The organism is Bacteroides sp. A1C1 (assembly GCF_004328515.1).
GTDB lineage: Bacteria > Bacteroidota > Bacteroidia > Bacteroidales > Bacteroidaceae > Bacteroides > Bacteroides uniformis.
In genome coordinates this window covers 864,440-880,287 of sequence record NZ_CP036491.1, presented here as the reverse complement: position 1 = coordinate 880,287, position 15,848 = coordinate 864,440, and the positions used below count along the sequence as shown (strand labels likewise).

Annotated in this window: 15 protein-coding genes; 6 read left to right on the top strand and 9 right to left on the bottom strand. The window is 46.4% G+C overall.

Features of this window, described 5'->3' with window-relative positions; all coding sequences use genetic code 11:
* Positions 1-159 precede the first annotated feature (159 nt).
* The gene (locus EYA81_RS03905; RefSeq protein WP_117600487.1) at positions 160-2,664 is read left to right on the top strand and encodes a family 20 glycosylhydrolase; all 2,505 of its coding nucleotides are present in this window, start codon (positions 160-162) and stop codon (positions 2,662-2,664) included.
* Positions 2,665-2,728: 64 nt separating this feature from the next.
* Here EYA81_RS03905 and EYA81_RS03900 read toward each other — a convergent pair whose 3' ends face one another.
* Positions 2,729-4,009: an O-acetylhomoserine aminocarboxypropyltransferase/cysteine synthase family protein gene (locus tag EYA81_RS03900; protein ID WP_009038038.1), complete on the bottom strand. Its 1,281-nt coding sequence runs from the start codon at positions 4,007-4,009 to the stop codon at positions 2,729-2,731.
* Positions 4,010-4,146: 137 nt separating this feature from the next.
* On the opposite strand from EYA81_RS03900, the gene EYA81_RS03895 reads away from it, so the two are divergent.
* The gene (locus EYA81_RS03895; RefSeq protein ID WP_117600486.1) at positions 4,147-5,163 is read left to right on the top strand and encodes an N-acetylmuramoyl-L-alanine amidase; all 1,017 of its coding nucleotides are present in this window, start codon (positions 4,147-4,149) and stop codon (positions 5,161-5,163) included.
* A gap of 6 nt (positions 5,164-5,169) precedes the next feature.
* Here EYA81_RS03895 and EYA81_RS03890 read toward each other — a convergent pair whose 3' ends face one another.
* Positions 5,170-6,066, bottom strand: a complete 897-nt coding sequence (locus EYA81_RS03890) for a DMT family transporter (protein ID WP_057281645.1) — start codon at positions 6,064-6,066, stop codon at positions 5,170-5,172.
* Between the two features lie 320 nt (positions 6,067-6,386).
* A complete protein-coding gene (locus tag EYA81_RS03885; protein ID WP_034529538.1) occupies positions 6,387-7,244 on the bottom strand; it encodes a GyrI-like domain-containing protein in 858 nt (285 codons plus the stop codon).
* A 193-nt stretch (positions 7,245-7,437) separates the two neighbouring features.
* On the opposite strand from EYA81_RS03885, the gene EYA81_RS03875 reads away from it, so the two are divergent.
* A complete protein-coding gene (locus tag EYA81_RS03875) occupies positions 7,438-8,145 on the top strand; it encodes a TIGR02757 family protein (RefSeq protein ID WP_022401173.1) in 708 nt (235 codons plus the stop codon).
* A gap of 4 nt (positions 8,146-8,149) precedes the next feature.
* Here the strand turns inward: EYA81_RS03875 and ung are convergent, their stop codons facing one another.
* Positions 8,150-8,812 (bottom strand): uracil-DNA glycosylase, encoded by a 663-nt coding sequence (gene ung / locus EYA81_RS03870; RefSeq protein ID WP_044467915.1) that lies wholly within the window; start codon positions 8,810-8,812, stop codon positions 8,150-8,152.
* A 213-nt stretch (positions 8,813-9,025) separates the two neighbouring features.
* Between ung and EYA81_RS03865 the strand changes: the two genes are divergently transcribed.
* Positions 9,026-9,376 (top strand): helix-turn-helix domain-containing protein, encoded by a 351-nt coding sequence (locus tag EYA81_RS03865; RefSeq protein WP_117600485.1) that lies wholly within the window; start codon positions 9,026-9,028, stop codon positions 9,374-9,376.
* A gap of 169 nt (positions 9,377-9,545) precedes the next feature.
* On the opposite strand, the gene EYA81_RS03860 is transcribed toward EYA81_RS03865, so the two are convergent.
* A complete protein-coding gene (locus tag EYA81_RS03860) occupies positions 9,546-9,839 on the bottom strand; it encodes a YtxH domain-containing protein (protein WP_035449063.1) in 294 nt (97 codons plus the stop codon).
* Positions 9,840-10,005: 166 nt separating this feature from the next.
* Here EYA81_RS03860 and EYA81_RS03855 point away from each other — a divergent pair, with 166 nt between their 5' ends.
* Together EYA81_RS03855 and EYA81_RS03850 are read left to right on the top strand one after the other, a co-directional pair.
* Entirely contained in the window at positions 10,006-10,281 is a 276-nt protein-coding gene (locus EYA81_RS03855; protein WP_005826936.1) for a putative quinol monooxygenase, read from the top strand.
* A gap of 78 nt (positions 10,282-10,359) precedes the next feature.
* Positions 10,360-12,219: an SLC13 family permease gene (locus tag EYA81_RS03850; protein WP_119961339.1), complete on the top strand. Its 1,860-nt coding sequence runs from the start codon at positions 10,360-10,362 to the stop codon at positions 12,217-12,219.
* Positions 12,220-12,366: 147 nt separating this feature from the next.
* Here EYA81_RS03850 and EYA81_RS19450 read toward each other — a convergent pair whose 3' ends face one another.
* The 4 genes from EYA81_RS19450 to EYA81_RS03835 all read right to left on the bottom strand — a co-directional run bounded on the left by EYA81_RS19450 (position 12,367) and on the right by EYA81_RS03835 (position 15,810).
* Positions 12,367-12,663 (bottom strand): DUF5110 domain-containing protein, encoded by a 297-nt coding sequence (locus EYA81_RS19450; protein WP_227186291.1) that lies wholly within the window; start codon positions 12,661-12,663, stop codon positions 12,367-12,369.
* A gap of 27 nt (positions 12,664-12,690) precedes the next feature.
* The gene (locus EYA81_RS19445) at positions 12,691-13,329 is read right to left on the bottom strand and encodes a TIM-barrel domain-containing protein (RefSeq protein WP_237918559.1); all 639 of its coding nucleotides are present in this window, start codon (positions 13,327-13,329) and stop codon (positions 12,691-12,693) included.
* A 619-nt stretch (positions 13,330-13,948) separates the two neighbouring features.
* Positions 13,949-15,154, bottom strand: a complete 1,206-nt coding sequence (locus EYA81_RS03840; protein ID WP_117964159.1) for an ABC transporter permease — start codon at positions 15,152-15,154, stop codon at positions 13,949-13,951.
* An 11-nt stretch (positions 15,155-15,165) separates the two neighbouring features.
* Positions 15,166-15,810, bottom strand: coding sequence for an ATP-binding cassette domain-containing protein (locus EYA81_RS03835; RefSeq protein WP_119961338.1), 645 nt, complete (start codon positions 15,808-15,810; stop codon positions 15,166-15,168).
* Between the last annotated feature and the right edge of the window lie 38 nt (positions 15,811-15,848).

Here is a 15,848-nt window from a genome sequence, read left to right as displayed (position 1 = left end):
TGGTTATAATTTGGCTGCAAATGTAGGTATAAAAGTTCTAAATTGTAGCTCGCTATCAATAAAATCTATTACTTTTATCAGTTAATTAGCTTAAAATGCTTATTTTTGGCATCAGATTTTAGAAATTACCCCCATTTATTAACTTAACACATGAGTTGCATGAGAATTTTGAAACTTCCTCTGGCAGGATTATTATTTTGTGTAATGGCACTATTTGCTGGATGTAAAACGAGTAATGAACCTAAGGCACCGGTTGCTCTGACCTGGGAAATGGGTGCAAGTGACATCGAATCCGGATATTATGAGAATACCTTTATTCTCAAGAATATCTCTCAAAAACCTCTAAAAAAGAACTGGACGATTTACTATTCACAGCTTCCCCGAGGGGTGAAGCAGGAAGGAACCTCTGAAGTGAAGGTAGAGGTAGTGAACGGTAATTTTTTCAAAATGTATCCGACAGACGAATTTGCTTCGCTGGCTCCCGGTGATTCCATGCGGATCACTTTCCTTTGCACTTACAAGCTGGACCGGAACTCCCATGTACCGGAAGGAACTTATTGGGTGGAGACTGTGGATGGTAAAGAGGGCAGTCCGTTGCCCGTGGCTTTGAAGGCGCTGCCGCTTCCTTCTCCCGAGTCAATGAGCGGCTATCCGGATGCGACTAAGATTTATGAATCCAATCTTCGCTTGGCTGGTGCTCCTGCTTTGGTGCAGTCAGACATTCTTCCGTCTGTAAAGAAAGTGGTAGCCATTGAAGGCGATAATGTCGTATTGGGAGGTAAGGTAGCTTTGGCATTTCCGGAGAACTTTGCCGGTGAAGCCAAGTTGCTGAAAGAGAAACTGACTGGTTTGTATGGTTTGGAAGTTGTCGAAAATGCTTCCGTGAAGATTGTGCTGGAAGAACTGCTTGATAGGAAGGAGGCCGTAAATGATGAATATTATACTATCAATATAGGTGACAACCTGATAAAAATCAGTGCTGCCACTCCTCATGGCATCTTTAATGGTACACAGACACTTTTGTCAATGTTGAAGGATAAGCAGACACCTTATTTGCTGGAGGCAGTCTCCATCCGGGATTATTCGGACTTGGCATATCGTGGACAAATGATAGATATTGCTCGTAATTTCACCGCTCCGGAGAACTTGAAGAAACTGGTGGATATTTTTGCATCTTATAAATTGAATGTCCTGCATTTCCATTTTTGTGATGATGAAGCCTGGCGTTTGGAGATTCCCGGTTTGGAGGAACTGACTGCTGTGGGTAGCCGTCGCGGACATACCACTGACGAAAGCCAGTGCCTCTACCCATGTTATGACGGTGGCTATGACCCTGATGCAAAGACTGTAGGCAATGGATATTATAGCCGCGAGGAATTTATTGATTTGCTGAAGTATGCTGCCGAAAGACATGTCCGCATTGTTCCGGAAATAGAATCTCCGGGGCATGCCCGCGCTGCCATTGTCTCCATGAAGGCACGCTATAACAAATATTTTGAAACTGATCCGGGGAAAGCTACAGAATATATGTTGAGTGAACCGGAAGATACTTCACGTTATGTTTCTGTACAATATTATACGGACAATGTGATGAATGTCGCCTTGCCTTCTACCTACCGTTTTATGGAGAAGGTGATTCAGGAACTTAATGCGATGTATCAGGAAGCTGGTCTTTCACTGTACACAGTGCATTTGGGTGGTGACGAAGTGCCTCGCGGTGTGTGGATGGGCTCCCCGAAATGCCAGGAACTGATGAAGGAAAAAGGCATGACGAAAGCTCATGATTTGTCGGAGTATTTCATTACGCAAATGGCAGATGTGATGCAGAAGAACGGACTGAAATTCAGTGGTTGGCAGGAAGTTGCTTTGGGGCATACCGAAGAGGCTCATCAACAGTTGAGGGGCCAGGCTGCCGGTGTGTATTGCTGGAATACTGTACCGGGCTCTGATGAAGTGGTTTATCAGACAGCCAATAACGGTTACCCGGTCATCCTTTGCAACGTGGGCAATTTCTATATGGATATGGCTTACAATGGTCATCCGGACGAGCGTGGACTCGATTGGGGAGGTTATGTGGATGAGTCTGTCTCTTTCTCTATGCTTCCTTTCAGCATTTATCGTTCGCTGCGTGTGGATATGGCAGGCAATCCCATTGATTTGAATAATGCGGAAAAGGGGAAGACTGCTTTGACAGAGATAGGCAAGAAGCATATTATGGGTGTACAAGGGCAATTGTTCGCCGAAACTATCCGTAGTTTTGATGGCGTGGAATATCTTCTTTTCCCCAAAATATTAGGGCTGGCAGAACGTGGCTGGAATGCCCATCCGGCATGGGAAAATTTATCCGGTATACGGGAGGAGCAGGCTTTCAATCAGGCTTTGGCACTTTATTATGAGAAAATCAGCAAGAGTGAAATGCCTTATTGGGCAAAGAATGGGATTAACTTCCGCTTGCCTCAGCCGGGATTATTGGTAAAAGATGGAAATCTGTATGCTAATGTGGCTATTGATGGTGCTGAAGTACGTTACACAACTGATGGTTCGGAACCTACTGCCCAGTCAACCTTATGGAAAGAACCGGTGAAGTGTGGTTCCCTGGTAGTGAAAGCAAAGACCTTCTACCAAGGCAAGGAAAGTTTGACGATTATATTGAATGTTGAGTAATAGAGAATATTGAAATGAAAAGGGAGTGCATTGTCCGAAAATGCACTCCCTTTTGTTTATTCCTTTAGGCGTTCAGCGCTTGTTCTATATCCGCAATAATATCCTCTGCATTCTCTATACCTACCGAGAAGCGAATCAGGTCGGGGCGTACACCTGCCTCCATCAGTTGCTCGTCTGTCAACTGGCGGTGTGTATGGCTGGCTGGGTGCAGCACACAAGTACGTGCATCGGCCACATGAGTCACGATGGCCGCCAGTTTCAGTGAATCCATAAACTTGATAGACTCTTCCCGTCCGCCCTTCAAGCCAAAGGTGACAACGCCGCAAGAGCCGTTCGGCATGTACTTCTGTGCCTGCTCGTAGTATTTGTCGCCCGGCAGACCACAATAATTCACCCAAGCCACTTTATCGTTCTGGGCAAGATACTCGGCTACCGCTTGTGCATTCTTGCAATGTTGGGGCATACGCAGGTGCAGTGTTTCCAGACCCAGGTTCAGTAGGAATGCGTTTTGTGGAGACTGGATGCTGCCCAGGTCGCGCATCAGTTGGGCTGTAGCCTTGGTGATGTAAGCCATTTTGCCGAAGGCTTTCGTATAAGTCAGTCCGTGGTAAGACTCGTCCGGTGTGCACAGTCCGGGGAATTTGTCGGCGTGTGCATCCCAATCGAAGTTACCGCTGTCTACAATGGCTCCACCTACACTGGTGGCATGTCCGTCCATGTATTTGGTAGTAGAGTGTACTACGATGTCGGCACCCCACTCAAACGGGCGGCAGTTGATGGGAGTAGGGAAGGTGTTGTCCACAATCAAGGGCACGCCGTGGCTGTGGGCAATGCGTGCAAACTTCTCTATATCGAGCACTTCGAGCGTAGGGTTGGAGATGGTTTCGCCGAATAGGGCCTTGGTATTGGGGCGGAAAGCAGCGGAAATTTCTTTCTCGCTGGCATCTGGGTTGACGAAAGTGACGTCGATGCCCAATTTCTTCAAAGTCACTCCGAAGAGGTTGAATGTTCCGCCATAGATGGTAGAGGAGCAAACAAAATGGTCTCCTGCCTGGCAGATATTGAAAATGGCATAGAAGTTGGCTGCTTGTCCGCTGGATGTCAGCATAGCGGCCACACCACCTTCGAGGGCGGCAATCTTGGCGGCTACTGCATCGTTTGTAGGATTCTGCAGGCGGGTATAGAAATAGCCGCTGTCTTCAAGGTCGAACAAGCGTGCCATCTGTTCGCTGGTATCATATTTGAAAGTTGTACTTTGATAGATGGGGAGTACACGGGGCTCGCCCTTTTTAGGAGTCCATCCGGCTTGTACGCACAGCGTCTCCGGCTTGAATTGCTTTGCCATAATGTTATCTGTTTTAAAAGTTTCTTATCTATTATCGCGTAAGTTGTCGCAAAAGTAGGGAAAAAATTATAATTTTGTGCTTAAGTATGGTAAAATGCTATAAATTAGCGGCTGGAAATTTGTAGCGAACCGAATAAATGATGAATAATTGGAATATGAAACGCATATTTTGTTTACTGACCATCCTCTTTTGTACTTTGTTTGCTTTTAATGCTTCGGCTCAGGAAGAGCGGGATAGTCCGAGACGTGGAGAAGGAATCTCTGTTTTCCTGGAACGTAACAAGCGCCCGGGGAGAGCCTATTATAAGGAGTTTTTGGAGCTGAACAAGAAACTTCTTAAAGGGAAGGAGGAATTGCGGCTGGGAGTGAAGTATGTACTGCCCCCATTATCAAAGCCGGTTGGCAATGGGAAGAAGACAATCAATGAACCTTTGTTCGGGAAAGCGCTTGCCAGTGTAAAAGTGACATCTAACCGTTTGCAGGGCGCTTGTTTTTATGTAGTGAGCGGACATGGAGGCCCCGACCCCGGAGCTATCGGCAGAATCGGCAAAGTAGAACTGCATGAAGATGAGTATGCGTATGATGTGGCTTTGCGCCTTGCCCGTAACTTGATGCAAGAGGGGGCGGAAGTCCGTATCATTATCCAGGATGCTAAAGACGGAATCCGTGATGACAAGTACCTTTCCAACAGCAAACGTGAGACGTGCATGGGAGCTCCCATACCCTTGAACCAAGTGGCACGTCTCCGGCAACGTTGCGCCAAAATCAATGAGTTTTACAAGAAGGATCGCAAGAACTATAAATATTGCCGTGCCATTTTCCTTCATGTGGACAGTCGCAGTAAGAGCCATCAGACCGATGTGTTCTTTTACCACTCTAAAAGCAAGCCCGACAGCAAGCGTCTGGCTAAGACCATGAAGAAAACTTTCGAATCGAAATATGACAAGCACCAGCCCAACCGTGGGTTTACCGGAACTGTCAGCGCACGCAATCTTTATGTGTTAGCCAATACTTCTCCCGCTTCCGTATTCGTGGAATTGGGAAATATCCAGAACACTTTTGACCAGCGCCGTTTTGTAATCAGTTCGAACCGCCAGGCCTTGGCCAAGTGGATGATGGAGGGTTTCATCACGGATTATAAAAAGGCGAAATAAGGACAATCAACTCTCACTCTCCTTTTTCTTTTCGTGTACCACCACGACTGTAACGGCCGTTATTATCAGCGCCATGCCGATGGCGCTGGCCGGTGTGAAGCTTTCATTGAATATCAGGCAACCGATAACTACGGCTGTCAGAGGTTCCAAGGCCCCGAAAATGGAAGTCAGTGTAGGCCCTATGTATTTAATGGCTTTTACCAGGGTGATGTTGGATATAGCTGTTGCCGGCAGCGCCAGTCCGAGAATATTCAGCCATGTGTGGGTATCATTGGCCAGCCGGATGCCTCCGGTCAGATATCCTCCTATAATAAAGAACAAGGCTCCCAGCCCCATTACGTAGCATGTCAATGCAGTGGAGGGAATCTGCACGGCACGGCTCTTCCTTACTCCTACGATATATCCTCCATAAAAGAATACGGACAGGCCGGCAGCAATCAGCCCGATGGTCGTGTTTCCTCCTTCAAAGTCTATTTTGCCGGATGACAAAAGTCCAGCTCCGCTTAGTGACACCAACACGGCAAACAGAATGGCGAATGACCTCTTTTCTCCGAAAAAGCCCATCATGGCCAGTGCCACGGCCAGCGGATACATGAAATGAATGGTGGATGCCACTCCGCTGGCTATGTTCTGATAGGCGATGACCAGACTGAAGGAGGTAGCTGCCCGGAGCAGGCTGAGGATGAACACCGTTCCCCAGTCTTTCCTGCTGATGCGGAATGTCTCGCCCAGCATAATGCCGAAAACGACCAAGGTAAGTGAAGCTATTCCCCATCGGTAGGCCAATACTTCGAAAGAGGAGAAGCCCGCAAGGAGTAATGAAATGGTGAAGAAAGGAGCCAGCCCGAAGGTGGCAGAGGAGAGAGCCGCATATATAAACCCTTTTATGGAAACATTTTGCATTTTTTATCTTGATTTTAATGGAGATTTTAAAATTATCTGTTTGCGTCAATTGCTTGATTCGCATTGCGTCGTGCAAAATTAATGAATAAAAACAAGCATACAGACAAGGGAGTGTCCTTTTTTTACAATACAGTATAGATATGGGTATCTAATATAGTATCGACCGGCTTGCCTGATATTTATTCGTTCCATCATGAGGTAAAAATCATTCCACCATGGTAGAACGATTTTTACTCCATGGAGGAACGAATACTTGTTCGCTGTCCGGCTCCTAAACTCTTCCGGGGAGAAAGTCTGATAGCTCCGGCAGAACAGTTTGCCTACTCTACCGGAATATAAATCTCTGTCAACAGTTCCTCCGGCGCCGTATCTGCGGGGTTGTTCAGGTAACGTTCCGCACTGGATTCATCTCGTAAGCTACATTCCATTTCGGGGATATACTTCCCGTAGATGGTATCGTATACGGCCTGCAGATGTTCGTATGGACCTTTGTATAGGAATATGGCATAGCGGCCTGCCGCGAGCTGTTTAAATCCTATGTCTCCTTTGGCCGTTGCAAATGAGGGTAGGACCATACATACATCGGTACGCAGCTTTTCAGCGGGTGTCACTTTGGGGTCATCGTGATAGATACAGTAGGGCATCACTTCTCCCATAGGCAGTTTTTCTTCCTGGATGAACTGGCAAAGGCGCATCCATGCGCTGCAATAGTCGTTCAGTTTATAGTCGCCAAAGAGGCGGATGTAAATCACATTTCGGGCAGGAACTTCTTTGATTTCGTGTTTCAGTTCCAGTTCCGGACGAATAATGGCTGGTTTCATAATTACAAAGTTTTTATTGTTACGGTATTCTAATGGTGAAATGCCGTAGAACTGCTTGAATACTTTCGACAGTGACGAAGGCGAAGAGTAGCCTATACGGTAGGCTATGTCCGCTATCGGCATGTCCGAGTAACGAAGCAACCGGGCAGCGGCTTCGGTACGCGTCCGGACAATGAACGTACCGACGGGTTCACCCAGGAAAGCTTTCATGATGCGGTGGAAGTAGAAGGGAGAGAAATGGGAAATCCTGGCCAAAGATTTCAGGTCAATTTCTTCTCCGAGGTGCAGATTTATATAATCCACTACTGCGTTCACACACTTTTGGTATTCCTCCTGGGTTGTCTTTTTCTGCTGCATGGCTCTATTGGGCTTTTTCATGTTGCAAAAATAGGAGGAAAAGAAATAGGTTACTTGTCCGATGTTGCTATAAATGCAATATCTTTAAATAAGATAAGCTATATCCCGGCACAACTTTTTCGTGCAAGCATGAAAGTTTTGCATTCGATTTGCAATATCTTTGCATTTCAGATGAAAAAACAAATGCTTGCAGATGACCGAGGAGATTAAAAGACAACTTTGGGAGTGGGCGGCGGCCTATCATTGCGCCGGCTTCATTCAGAACGACCCCGTACAGTTTCCACATCGCTATGAACGGAAGCAGGATATTGAAATCAGTGGGCTGCTGACTGCCATCATGAGTTTCGGCAACCGTAAGCAGATATTGAAAAAGGCTGATGAGTTGCATAGGTTGATGGGGGTATCACCTCATCAATACGTGTTGTCCTGCCGATGGAAGAATGACTTCCCTGCTACGGACAGAAGCAGTTTTTACCGAATGCTTTCTTATGCTGACTTTCATTCCTATTTCAGGCGTTTGCATGCTGCCTATTCTGCTTTTGACAGTCTGGAGGATGCCTTATGTACGTATGCCGGTAATCCGATGGAAAGGTTATGTGCATTTTTGGAAGTCTCGGCAAAGAGCCCCCAAAAGAAACTGAACATGTTTTTGCGCTGGATGATAAGGAAAGGTCCGGAAGTGGATTTTGGTATTTGGGAGAGATTTGATTGCAGGGACCTGATTGTGCCTTTGGACACGCATGTCTGCCGTGTGGCCTATGCTTTGGGACTCACCGAGACAGAAACATTTTCTTTGAAGAATGCCCGCCGGATTACTGAAGCTCTGGCAGAGGCCTTTCCGGATGACCCGTGCCTGGGGGACTTTGCTTTGTTTGGAAGCGGAGTCAGCGGAGTATTGTAGCGTGTTACCAGTCAATTTCTTGTATCCCTCTGCTCCGTAAGAAATCGTTGGCTTTACTGAAGTGCCTGCAACCGAAGAATCCGTATTCGGCAGAACGTGGGGACGGATGGACGGTAGTCAGAATCAAGTGTCTGCTGCTATTGATTAAAGCGGCTTTTTCTTTCGCGTACGCTCCCCAAAGCATGAATACAAGATTCTCCCGTTCATCACTCAGTTTCTTGATAACAGCGTCTGTGAAGGTTTCCCATCCCATGTTCCGGTGCGAGCCGGTTTCGTGGGCACGTACTGTGAGGACGGAATTCATAGGAAACACGCCTTGCGCTACCCAACGGTCCAGATTTCCGGAAGTCGGAATGGGCTTTCCCAGGTCCTGATGTATTTCCTTGAATATGTTTGCCAGAGAACCGGGAATGGCTACTCCTTTCGGTACGGAAAAGCAGACTCCATAATACTGACCGGGATTAGGATAAGGGTCTTGTCCGAGTATGACGACTTTCACTTTTTCGAACGGGCAAGAGTTGAAGACATGGAAAATCTGATGGCCGGGAGGTAGCACGTTGGCATGCCCGTACTCACTTTTTACAAATGCTACCAGCTTCTCAAAATAAGGTTTGTCAAACTCCTCTTGCAGGCGTTTTCTCCAGCTTTCTTCTATTTTTACGTTCATAAGAGTCTTGCAGTTACATATGAATGGGAAATGATGTTGCAAACATACAAATAATCCGGATGAGACGGATGCTTTTATGAGTATAAAGAATGTTTTTATTATTGTATGAAACGATAGTTATTTTGAGTAAGTTTATTACTTTTGTGGTGCAATGCCGGACACTAAGCATAGAGTCGCCATTGCTGAGGTTGAACTGATTGGTAAAATAAAGGAATGGAAAATTTTCATCGTATGGATGCTTGTCCGGTACGGGATGTACTGAGCAGGTTGGGAGACAAATGGACAATGCTTGTGCTGGTCACACTGAAAGCGAATGGAACGATGCGCTTTTGCAATATACAGAAAACCATAGGGGATATTTCCCAGCGGATGTTGACGGTTACATTGCGCTCATTGGAGACGGACGGGCTGATTGTCAGGAAAGTCTATGCGGAAGTTCCTCCCCGTGTGGAGTATAACCTTACAGAAACCGGATGTAGCCTGATGCCGCATATTGAATCTTTGGTAGGATGGGCATTGGAGCATATGAATGATATTTTGAATCGGCGCAGTCTGCAGAACTGATGGGTCGATATGCAAAGAGGGTGTGTCGAAACTGGTATTCACCACAGATTACACAGATTTGCACAGATAAGCATCTTTGATTATCAGTAGATTAAGCTCATTCTGTGTTAATCCGTGTAATCTGTGGTGAATTTTGACACACCCCTTCAGAAGTTTCCAAGTGCTTGTTTTATTTCTTAGCATCGGCAAAATTGTGAACCTTGTTTTTCAGATTGTCAGCTTTCTCTGCGGCCTCATGGGCCTCATGGGCCATCTTGTCTGCTACTTTGGTGCCAACGTGCAATGCTTCTTCTTCAGCAGTGTTAATGAACTCCTTGGCTTCGCCACTTGCTTTGTGGATGGCACGGCATATGGCATCTTCCAGCTTTTTAGCTTTCTCCGTACGGGAGAAGTGGTAGGCCAATGCACCGGCAACCGAACCTATTCCCAGTCCGATCCAGAAATTAGAATCTTTACATTTCATAATCAAGTCAGTTTTTAATAGTTAAAGTTAGAATCAATTCTGATGAGACAACATACTTGCCAAAGATTGGTTCATCCGGCGGGAAAGGAATTAATAACAATTTACTTTTGTTGGTGGAGATATTTATTCTGCTTAAATTTGCGATGCACTTAAAATTTATACAAGTATGATTAGATTAAATGTTTTTATTCAGGTAAGTGCGGAGAACCGTGCCGCAGTATTGGAATCTGCCAAAGAACTGGTCGCATATTCCTTGAAGGACAATGGATGCATTGCCTATGATGTGTTTGAGAGCGCCACTCGCAGCGATGTTCTTATGATTTGTGAAACATGGAAAGATGCAGAGTCATTGTCTGCCCATGAAAAAGCGGACCATTTTGTGGCCCTGGTGCCCAAAATCCAGGGGCTGGCCGCCATGAAGCTGGAAAAATTCGAGTTCTAAATCAGTAGTTTGAGGTAGTAAGGGGTTGTGTGATCATGCGTAAATAAGTATATTTGTGCATTCTTAATATACATATTTATGCTGATTACCCTTATTATCCTTGTTCTCTCCGCTGCCTTTTTTGTAGCAGGCAAAGTCCGTTCGGACATTGTGGCGCTTTGTGCGCTGATTGGTTTATTGATATTTCAGATTCTTACTCCTGAAGAGGCCCTTTCCGGCTTCTCCAACTCGGTGGTGATTATGATGGTAGGCTTGTTCGTTGTGGGCGGCGCCATTTTTCAGACCGGGCTGGCTAAAATGATAAGTTCGCGTATTCTAAAGTTGGCAGGCAAAAGCGAGCTGAAACTCTTCTTGCTGGTTATGCTGGTTACTTCTGCCATTGGTGCTTTTGTGAGCAATACGGGAACGGTGGCTTTGATGCTGCCTATCGTGGTGAGTTTGGCACTGAGTGCAGGAATGAATCCCAGCCGTCTATTGATGCCTTTGGCTTTTGCCAGCAGCATGGGTGGTATGATGACACTTATCGGTACGCCTCCTAATTTGGTTATTCAGAATACATTGACGGGAGCGGGCTTTGAACCGCTGTCTTTCTTTTCCTTTTTGCCGGTGGGTATTGTGTGCGTGATAGTGGGAACCCTGGTTTTAATGCCTCTGACCAAATGGTTTCTCTCCAAGAAAGGCAAAAAGAATGACGGAACATTGTCGGGCAAATCATTGAACCAACTGGTGCAGGAGTACGGACTTTCCAGCAATCTGTTCCGTTTGAGGGCTGTCAATGATTCCCGTCTGATAGGAAAAACCATCATAGACCTGGATGTACGCCGCAAGTATGGTCTGAATATCATTGAAGTACGGCGTGTAGACTCTTCCCAACATAGATTCCTGAAAACTATTACCCAGAAATTGGCATCACCCGATACGACTATTTGGGTGGGCGACGTGCTTTATATTACGGGAGAGGTATCGAACGTAAATCGTTTTGCTGAAGACTTTTTAATGGAAATGCTCGACGGGCATACCACTGAAGAAGCCTCTAAAGCCGACAAGTCCCTTGACTTTTATGACATCGGAATTGCCGAAATTGTGTTGATGCCTTCTTCCAATATCGTGAACCGGACGGTGAAGGAAGCAGGGTTCCGTGATAAATTTAATGTAAATGTATTGGGCATCCGTCGTAAGAAGGAATATATATTACGTGAATTGGGACGTGAGCGTATGCATAGTGGCGATGTTTTGCTGGTGCAGGGTGCGTGGCAGGACATCGCACGGATAAGCAGGGAAGATTCCGATTGGGTGGTATTGGGGCAGCCTTTGGCAGAAGCCGCCAAAGTGACGCTGGATTATAAAGCGCCCATAGCTGCCGCTATTATGGTGCTGATGGTTGCCATGATGGTCTTCGACTTTATTCCCGTGGCCCCGGTGACAGCGGTGATGATTGCCGGCTTGCTGATGGTGCTGACGGGATGTTTCAGGAATGTGGAAGCCGCCTATAAAACGATAAACTGGGAAACAATTGTACTCTTTGCAGCCATGCTCCCCATGTCTCTTGCACTCGAAAAGACCGGTGCCTCGGAATATATATCCAACAGTCTTGTAAGTGGGTTGGGCAGTTATGGTCCTATTGTGTTGATGGCAGGTATCTATTTCACCACTTCATTGATGACCATGTTCATCAGCAATACGGTGACGGCAGTGCTGATGGCCCCTATTGCTCTTCAAAGTGCGATTCAGATTGGAGTAAGTCCCGTTCCGTTCTTGTTTGCCGTGACGGTTGCGGCAAGTATGTGTTTCGCTTCTCCATTCTCTACACCGCCCAATGCACTGGTGATGCCGGCAGGACAATATACATTCATGGATTATATAAAAGTGGGGCTCCCGTTGCAGATTATTATGGGAGTGGTGATGGTATTTGTGCTGCCGTTGTTGTTTCCTTTTTAGCAAAGTATATGACCACTTCATTATGCTGTAATATTAGGCGCGGATTACGTGGAGTAACGCGGACTATGCAAATTGGATTCTTGAAATCTGCGTAATCCGCGCCTAAAAAATAGTAAGGTAGTTTTGACACGTTCCTCCTTTTTACTGTTACAGCTTTATACTCTTTTTCTTTCCTGCATAGCTTATTGTCTTTCTGCCTTTCATCGGCCGGTTTCTCGTACCGGAGTCCTGACCGACCAGGACAACCTTGAACTTGCGGCTTTTCAGCATGTTCGGAAAACTGCTTTCCCGCTCTTCTATCGTCAGAGGACGGGCCTTGTCCTCCCAAGATACACTGCGGTTCAAGGTCTGTCTGTCCTGCTGCTTTTCGTTACTCCAGAAGTCCCACCAGTCTGCGCCTTGAGGGAGGTAAACCGGCGCAAAATCCATTACTAAAGGACGCATGAATGTACCGTCATTGTGGAACACATCCTAGGAAGTGCTGTAAACGTAGGGCAGAAGGCGATAGCGCAGATTAATCACCTTCTCCTGGGCATCGAAACACCACTCGCCACGCTTGCCGAAGTTCCAGATTTCACGGGGCAACTCCGTACCGTGCGAACGCATTATCGGGCAGAAAGTGCCGAACTGCATCCAGCGTCCGGCAAAGAAGCCACCTATGTCACTGTTCCAGTTCGGGATGTTCATCAAGCTATAGTTCAGTGCGGCAGGAATCTGTTTCTCCAGCATGTCCCAAGTGGAGGTCACGTCACCACTCCAGGTGTTGCAGCCGTAACGTTGTTGTCCGATAAATCCGGAACGGGTCAGGATGATAACGCGTTTGTCTTTGCTCAAAGCCTTTTGATGCGAGGCTATTCCGCTGTTGTGCATCAGTGAGTAGACATTTTTTACACTCCGGTAAGACCCCAAGTGAGTGGAGAGGTCATAGTCCGATTCTTGTCGGTTGATATGGTCAGTCTCTGTAGAATCGAGCCACCAGTCGTCGTTGCCGATGTAACTGAAAATGCCTTTATTCAGATATTTCCGATAAATGTCCCTTGCTTCGGGATTGTAGACGTCGTAGGGGCGTGTGCCACTTTTGGGTGGCCAAGTGTTGAAGTTGATAATCATCCCTTTGGCATCCAACTCCTTGCGTTGCTCTGTGTGGGTGCCAAAGCCGGGTCATGCCACAATCATCAGCTTGGCATTCAGCTTGTGACCACTACCAGACTTTCTTTGTTGTAGGGTTTGCCTTCGGGAGTTTTGAAACCTGCACAATGGAAGGCGAATAGAATTCCACACGGATGTCCATTCCTTATGTGGTGCATTTCATTCCTTGAGGTGTGCGTTCTGTGTTCTGGGCGGCACACAAGTTTGCAAGCATGGTTGCACAAGTCAGCACGAAGCCGGCTCTTTTCATAAAATTCATTTTCATGGTTCTTTTAAAATTATGCTGCAAAAGTAGTCCTGAATCCTCTTTAGACGGCAACAATCTTGTTGAAACGGAACAACACTCAGGTTGATTTCTGCATTTTTTCCGCATATTCCGAGGGGTGGCAACCGTACATTTCTTTTGTTCCGCTTCATAACGGCTGCACTGCTTTATCAAGTTGCGGATGCGGAGCAAAAGGATTTCTTCTTTGTGTTTCCGTTCCATCTCCTTTCGGGTGCGGTATATGTAGAGGCGGATGCTTGCTGTAATGATGGCATATCATGAACTTTATATTTGCTGGATGGAATTTTTCCATCTTTATTTTCTCCCTTTCCAGATACTGATAATTTTTTTGCCTATTGCCAAAATATTCAGCAGTGATACAGCAAAAAATAATAGGCAACCGATCAATATACATGGAAGCAGTGATCCGCTCTCCAATTGCGGGAAGAGGCTTTGGACTACTTCTATATAGTAACTGCGCACCCATGCCACGCAGCCGATGGCGAGGAGCAGTACCAGTACATTCAGCCCTACTGTCAGTATATAATAAGGTGTGGCTACCTGCGTCGGGCTATATCCTATCAGCAGCAGGTTTTCCAGTTTTACCGTATTCTTTTGGAGAAGCAGGAAGATGCTCAGCATCAGGATGTAGAATGACAGAATGCTGATGAACAATCCTACTCCCATGACGATGGCCGTAATGAGGCGCAGGAAATAAGTTGTCTTCCCGGCATCCAGATTGTTGCCTTCAGTTTCGTAATTCTTTTGCTGGAAATAGTCGGTGATGGCTGTGTCGGTAGGATTCTTTACTTCCACAATCAGCCGGGACGGTTCCGCTTCTTTCTCCGGTGCGAAATTCTTATTGGCCCAGTCCATGAAGGATTGGGGAACGAGAATGGTATTCAGCCGGTTGGAGAATCCTACAATGTTGCCTTTATATTGTTCCACACGTCCGTTACCCCGCATCATCACATCCATTTGTACCAGACTCATCAGGCCTTCGGAGAGTTTCGGCAGACTCCGGCTTTGTGCAAAGCCAAAGTTGTAGAGGTTCAGATAGTTACGTGGAATGATGATGGGAATTACCCGGGCATCTTCGTCAAAATGCCATTTGTCCAGACTGACATCCACATATTCGTCGGGTACAGACTCGAAAAACATCTCTGTTGACAGACGGATACCGGCTTCCTGCATACCGAGTCCGGCAGAAACCTTGAACTGGGAAGGAGTGAACGCGCCTACCCCCTTAGTAAAAGGTTGGGCTTTCAGGTCCTTTATCTCCTCTTTGGAGAAGGTATTGCTTTTCCCGGCAAAGCTGCCCAGAGTACTGATTTTTTTGGTAGCAATGATATACTCCTTCTTCATGAAACTATCCCCTTCCGTAAAAACGGGAAGGACATCACGATAGAATTGTACGCTCAGCAATACAATCATCATGCCGAAGAGATTGGCGAGGAAAAAGCCTGCCAGCTGTCCGACACTGATGTGCTGGCGGAGAAGTTTCCAAACAAGTCGATTCATATTAGCTACATTTATAATTTATAAATTTCGTCATACTCTAGTTCCAGATGCTTACCTATGGAAGTCACTATGATTCCCGCTTCTTGGCGGCTGGCTTCTTCTGTCAGCAGTCTGCCCATGATTGTTCCGTTCTCGTTATCCAGATGGCTGATGGGTTCGTCCAGGAAGATGAAGTCGAAAGGCTGGCAGAGGCTGCGGATAAAGGCGACTCTTTGTTGCTGGCCAAAAGATAGCTTTCCGGCTTTTTCGTTTACCTTGTCGTCAATGCCGATGGCCTCAAAGAGGGTAAGGACTTCTTTCCTTTTTTTGAAATTGGTAAGCCGGTTCTTCAGTTGTATGTTCTCGATGGCGGTAAGTTCGGGAAAGATACGCAACTCCTGAAAAAGAATGCTGAGAGAGTGTTTGCGTATATCTATCCAGTCATTGACGGAGAGTGAACGGATATTGCGTTCATCAAAGTTGATGATTCCCTGATAATCGTGCCGATAGCCGTAAATATAGCTACAAAGCGATGACTTTCCGGTACCCGAAGCGGCTTCTATGAGATAACGTTTCCCTTTGTGGAACGTAATGTCCCGATGCCATACGTCTGAGGTAATGGCATCACGGTCGGCAAACACTTGAGGTAGTGTTTGCCGTAGGTGAATCCTATTCATGAGTGGTATTAATCCTTAATCTCTAATCTTTAATCCTT

Excerpts from the sequence above, each read along its gene's own strand:
- EYA81_RS03835 (WP_119961338.1), bottom strand. The coding sequence starts at position 15,810 with ATGAATAGGATTCACCTACGGCAAACACTACCTCAAGTGTTTGCCGAC.
- EYA81_RS19445 (WP_237918559.1), bottom strand. The coding sequence starts at position 13,329 with ATGATTATCAACTTCAACACTTGGCCACCCAAAAGTGGCACACGCCCC.
- EYA81_RS03895 (WP_117600486.1), top strand. The coding sequence starts at position 4,147 with ATGATGAATAATTGGAATATGAAACGCATATTTTGTTTACTGACCATC.
- ung (WP_044467915.1), bottom strand. The coding sequence starts at position 8,812 with ATGAACGTAAAAATAGAAGAAAGCTGGAGAAAACGCCTGCAAGAGGAG.
- EYA81_RS03865 (WP_117600485.1), top strand. The coding sequence starts at position 9,026 with ATGGAAAATTTTCATCGTATGGATGCTTGTCCGGTACGGGATGTACTG.
- EYA81_RS03885 (WP_034529538.1), bottom strand. The coding sequence starts at position 7,244 with ATGCAGCAGAAAAAGACAACCCAGGAGGAATACCAAAAGTGTGTGAAC.
- EYA81_RS03855 (WP_005826936.1), top strand. The coding sequence starts at position 10,006 with ATGATTAGATTAAATGTTTTTATTCAGGTAAGTGCGGAGAACCGTGCC.
- EYA81_RS03840 (WP_117964159.1), bottom strand. The coding sequence starts at position 15,154 with ATGAATCGACTTGTTTGGAAACTTCTCCGCCAGCACATCAGTGTCGGA.
- EYA81_RS03905 (WP_117600487.1), top strand. The coding sequence starts at position 160 with ATGAGAATTTTGAAACTTCCTCTGGCAGGATTATTATTTTGTGTAATG.
- EYA81_RS03875 (WP_022401173.1), top strand. The coding sequence starts at position 7,438 with ATGACCGAGGAGATTAAAAGACAACTTTGGGAGTGGGCGGCGGCCTAT.
- EYA81_RS03900 (WP_009038038.1), bottom strand. The coding sequence starts at position 4,009 with ATGGCAAAGCAATTCAAGCCGGAGACGCTGTGCGTACAAGCCGGATGG.
- EYA81_RS03850 (WP_119961339.1), top strand. The coding sequence starts at position 10,360 with ATGCTGATTACCCTTATTATCCTTGTTCTCTCCGCTGCCTTTTTTGTA.
- EYA81_RS03860 (WP_035449063.1), bottom strand. The coding sequence starts at position 9,839 with ATGAAATGTAAAGATTCTAATTTCTGGATCGGACTGGGAATAGGTTCG.
- EYA81_RS03890 (WP_057281645.1), bottom strand. The coding sequence starts at position 6,066 with ATGCAAAATGTTTCCATAAAAGGGTTTATATATGCGGCTCTCTCCTCT.
- EYA81_RS19450 (WP_227186291.1), bottom strand. The coding sequence starts at position 12,663 with ATGCGTCCTTTAGTAATGGATTTTGCGCCGGTTTACCTCCCTCAAGGC.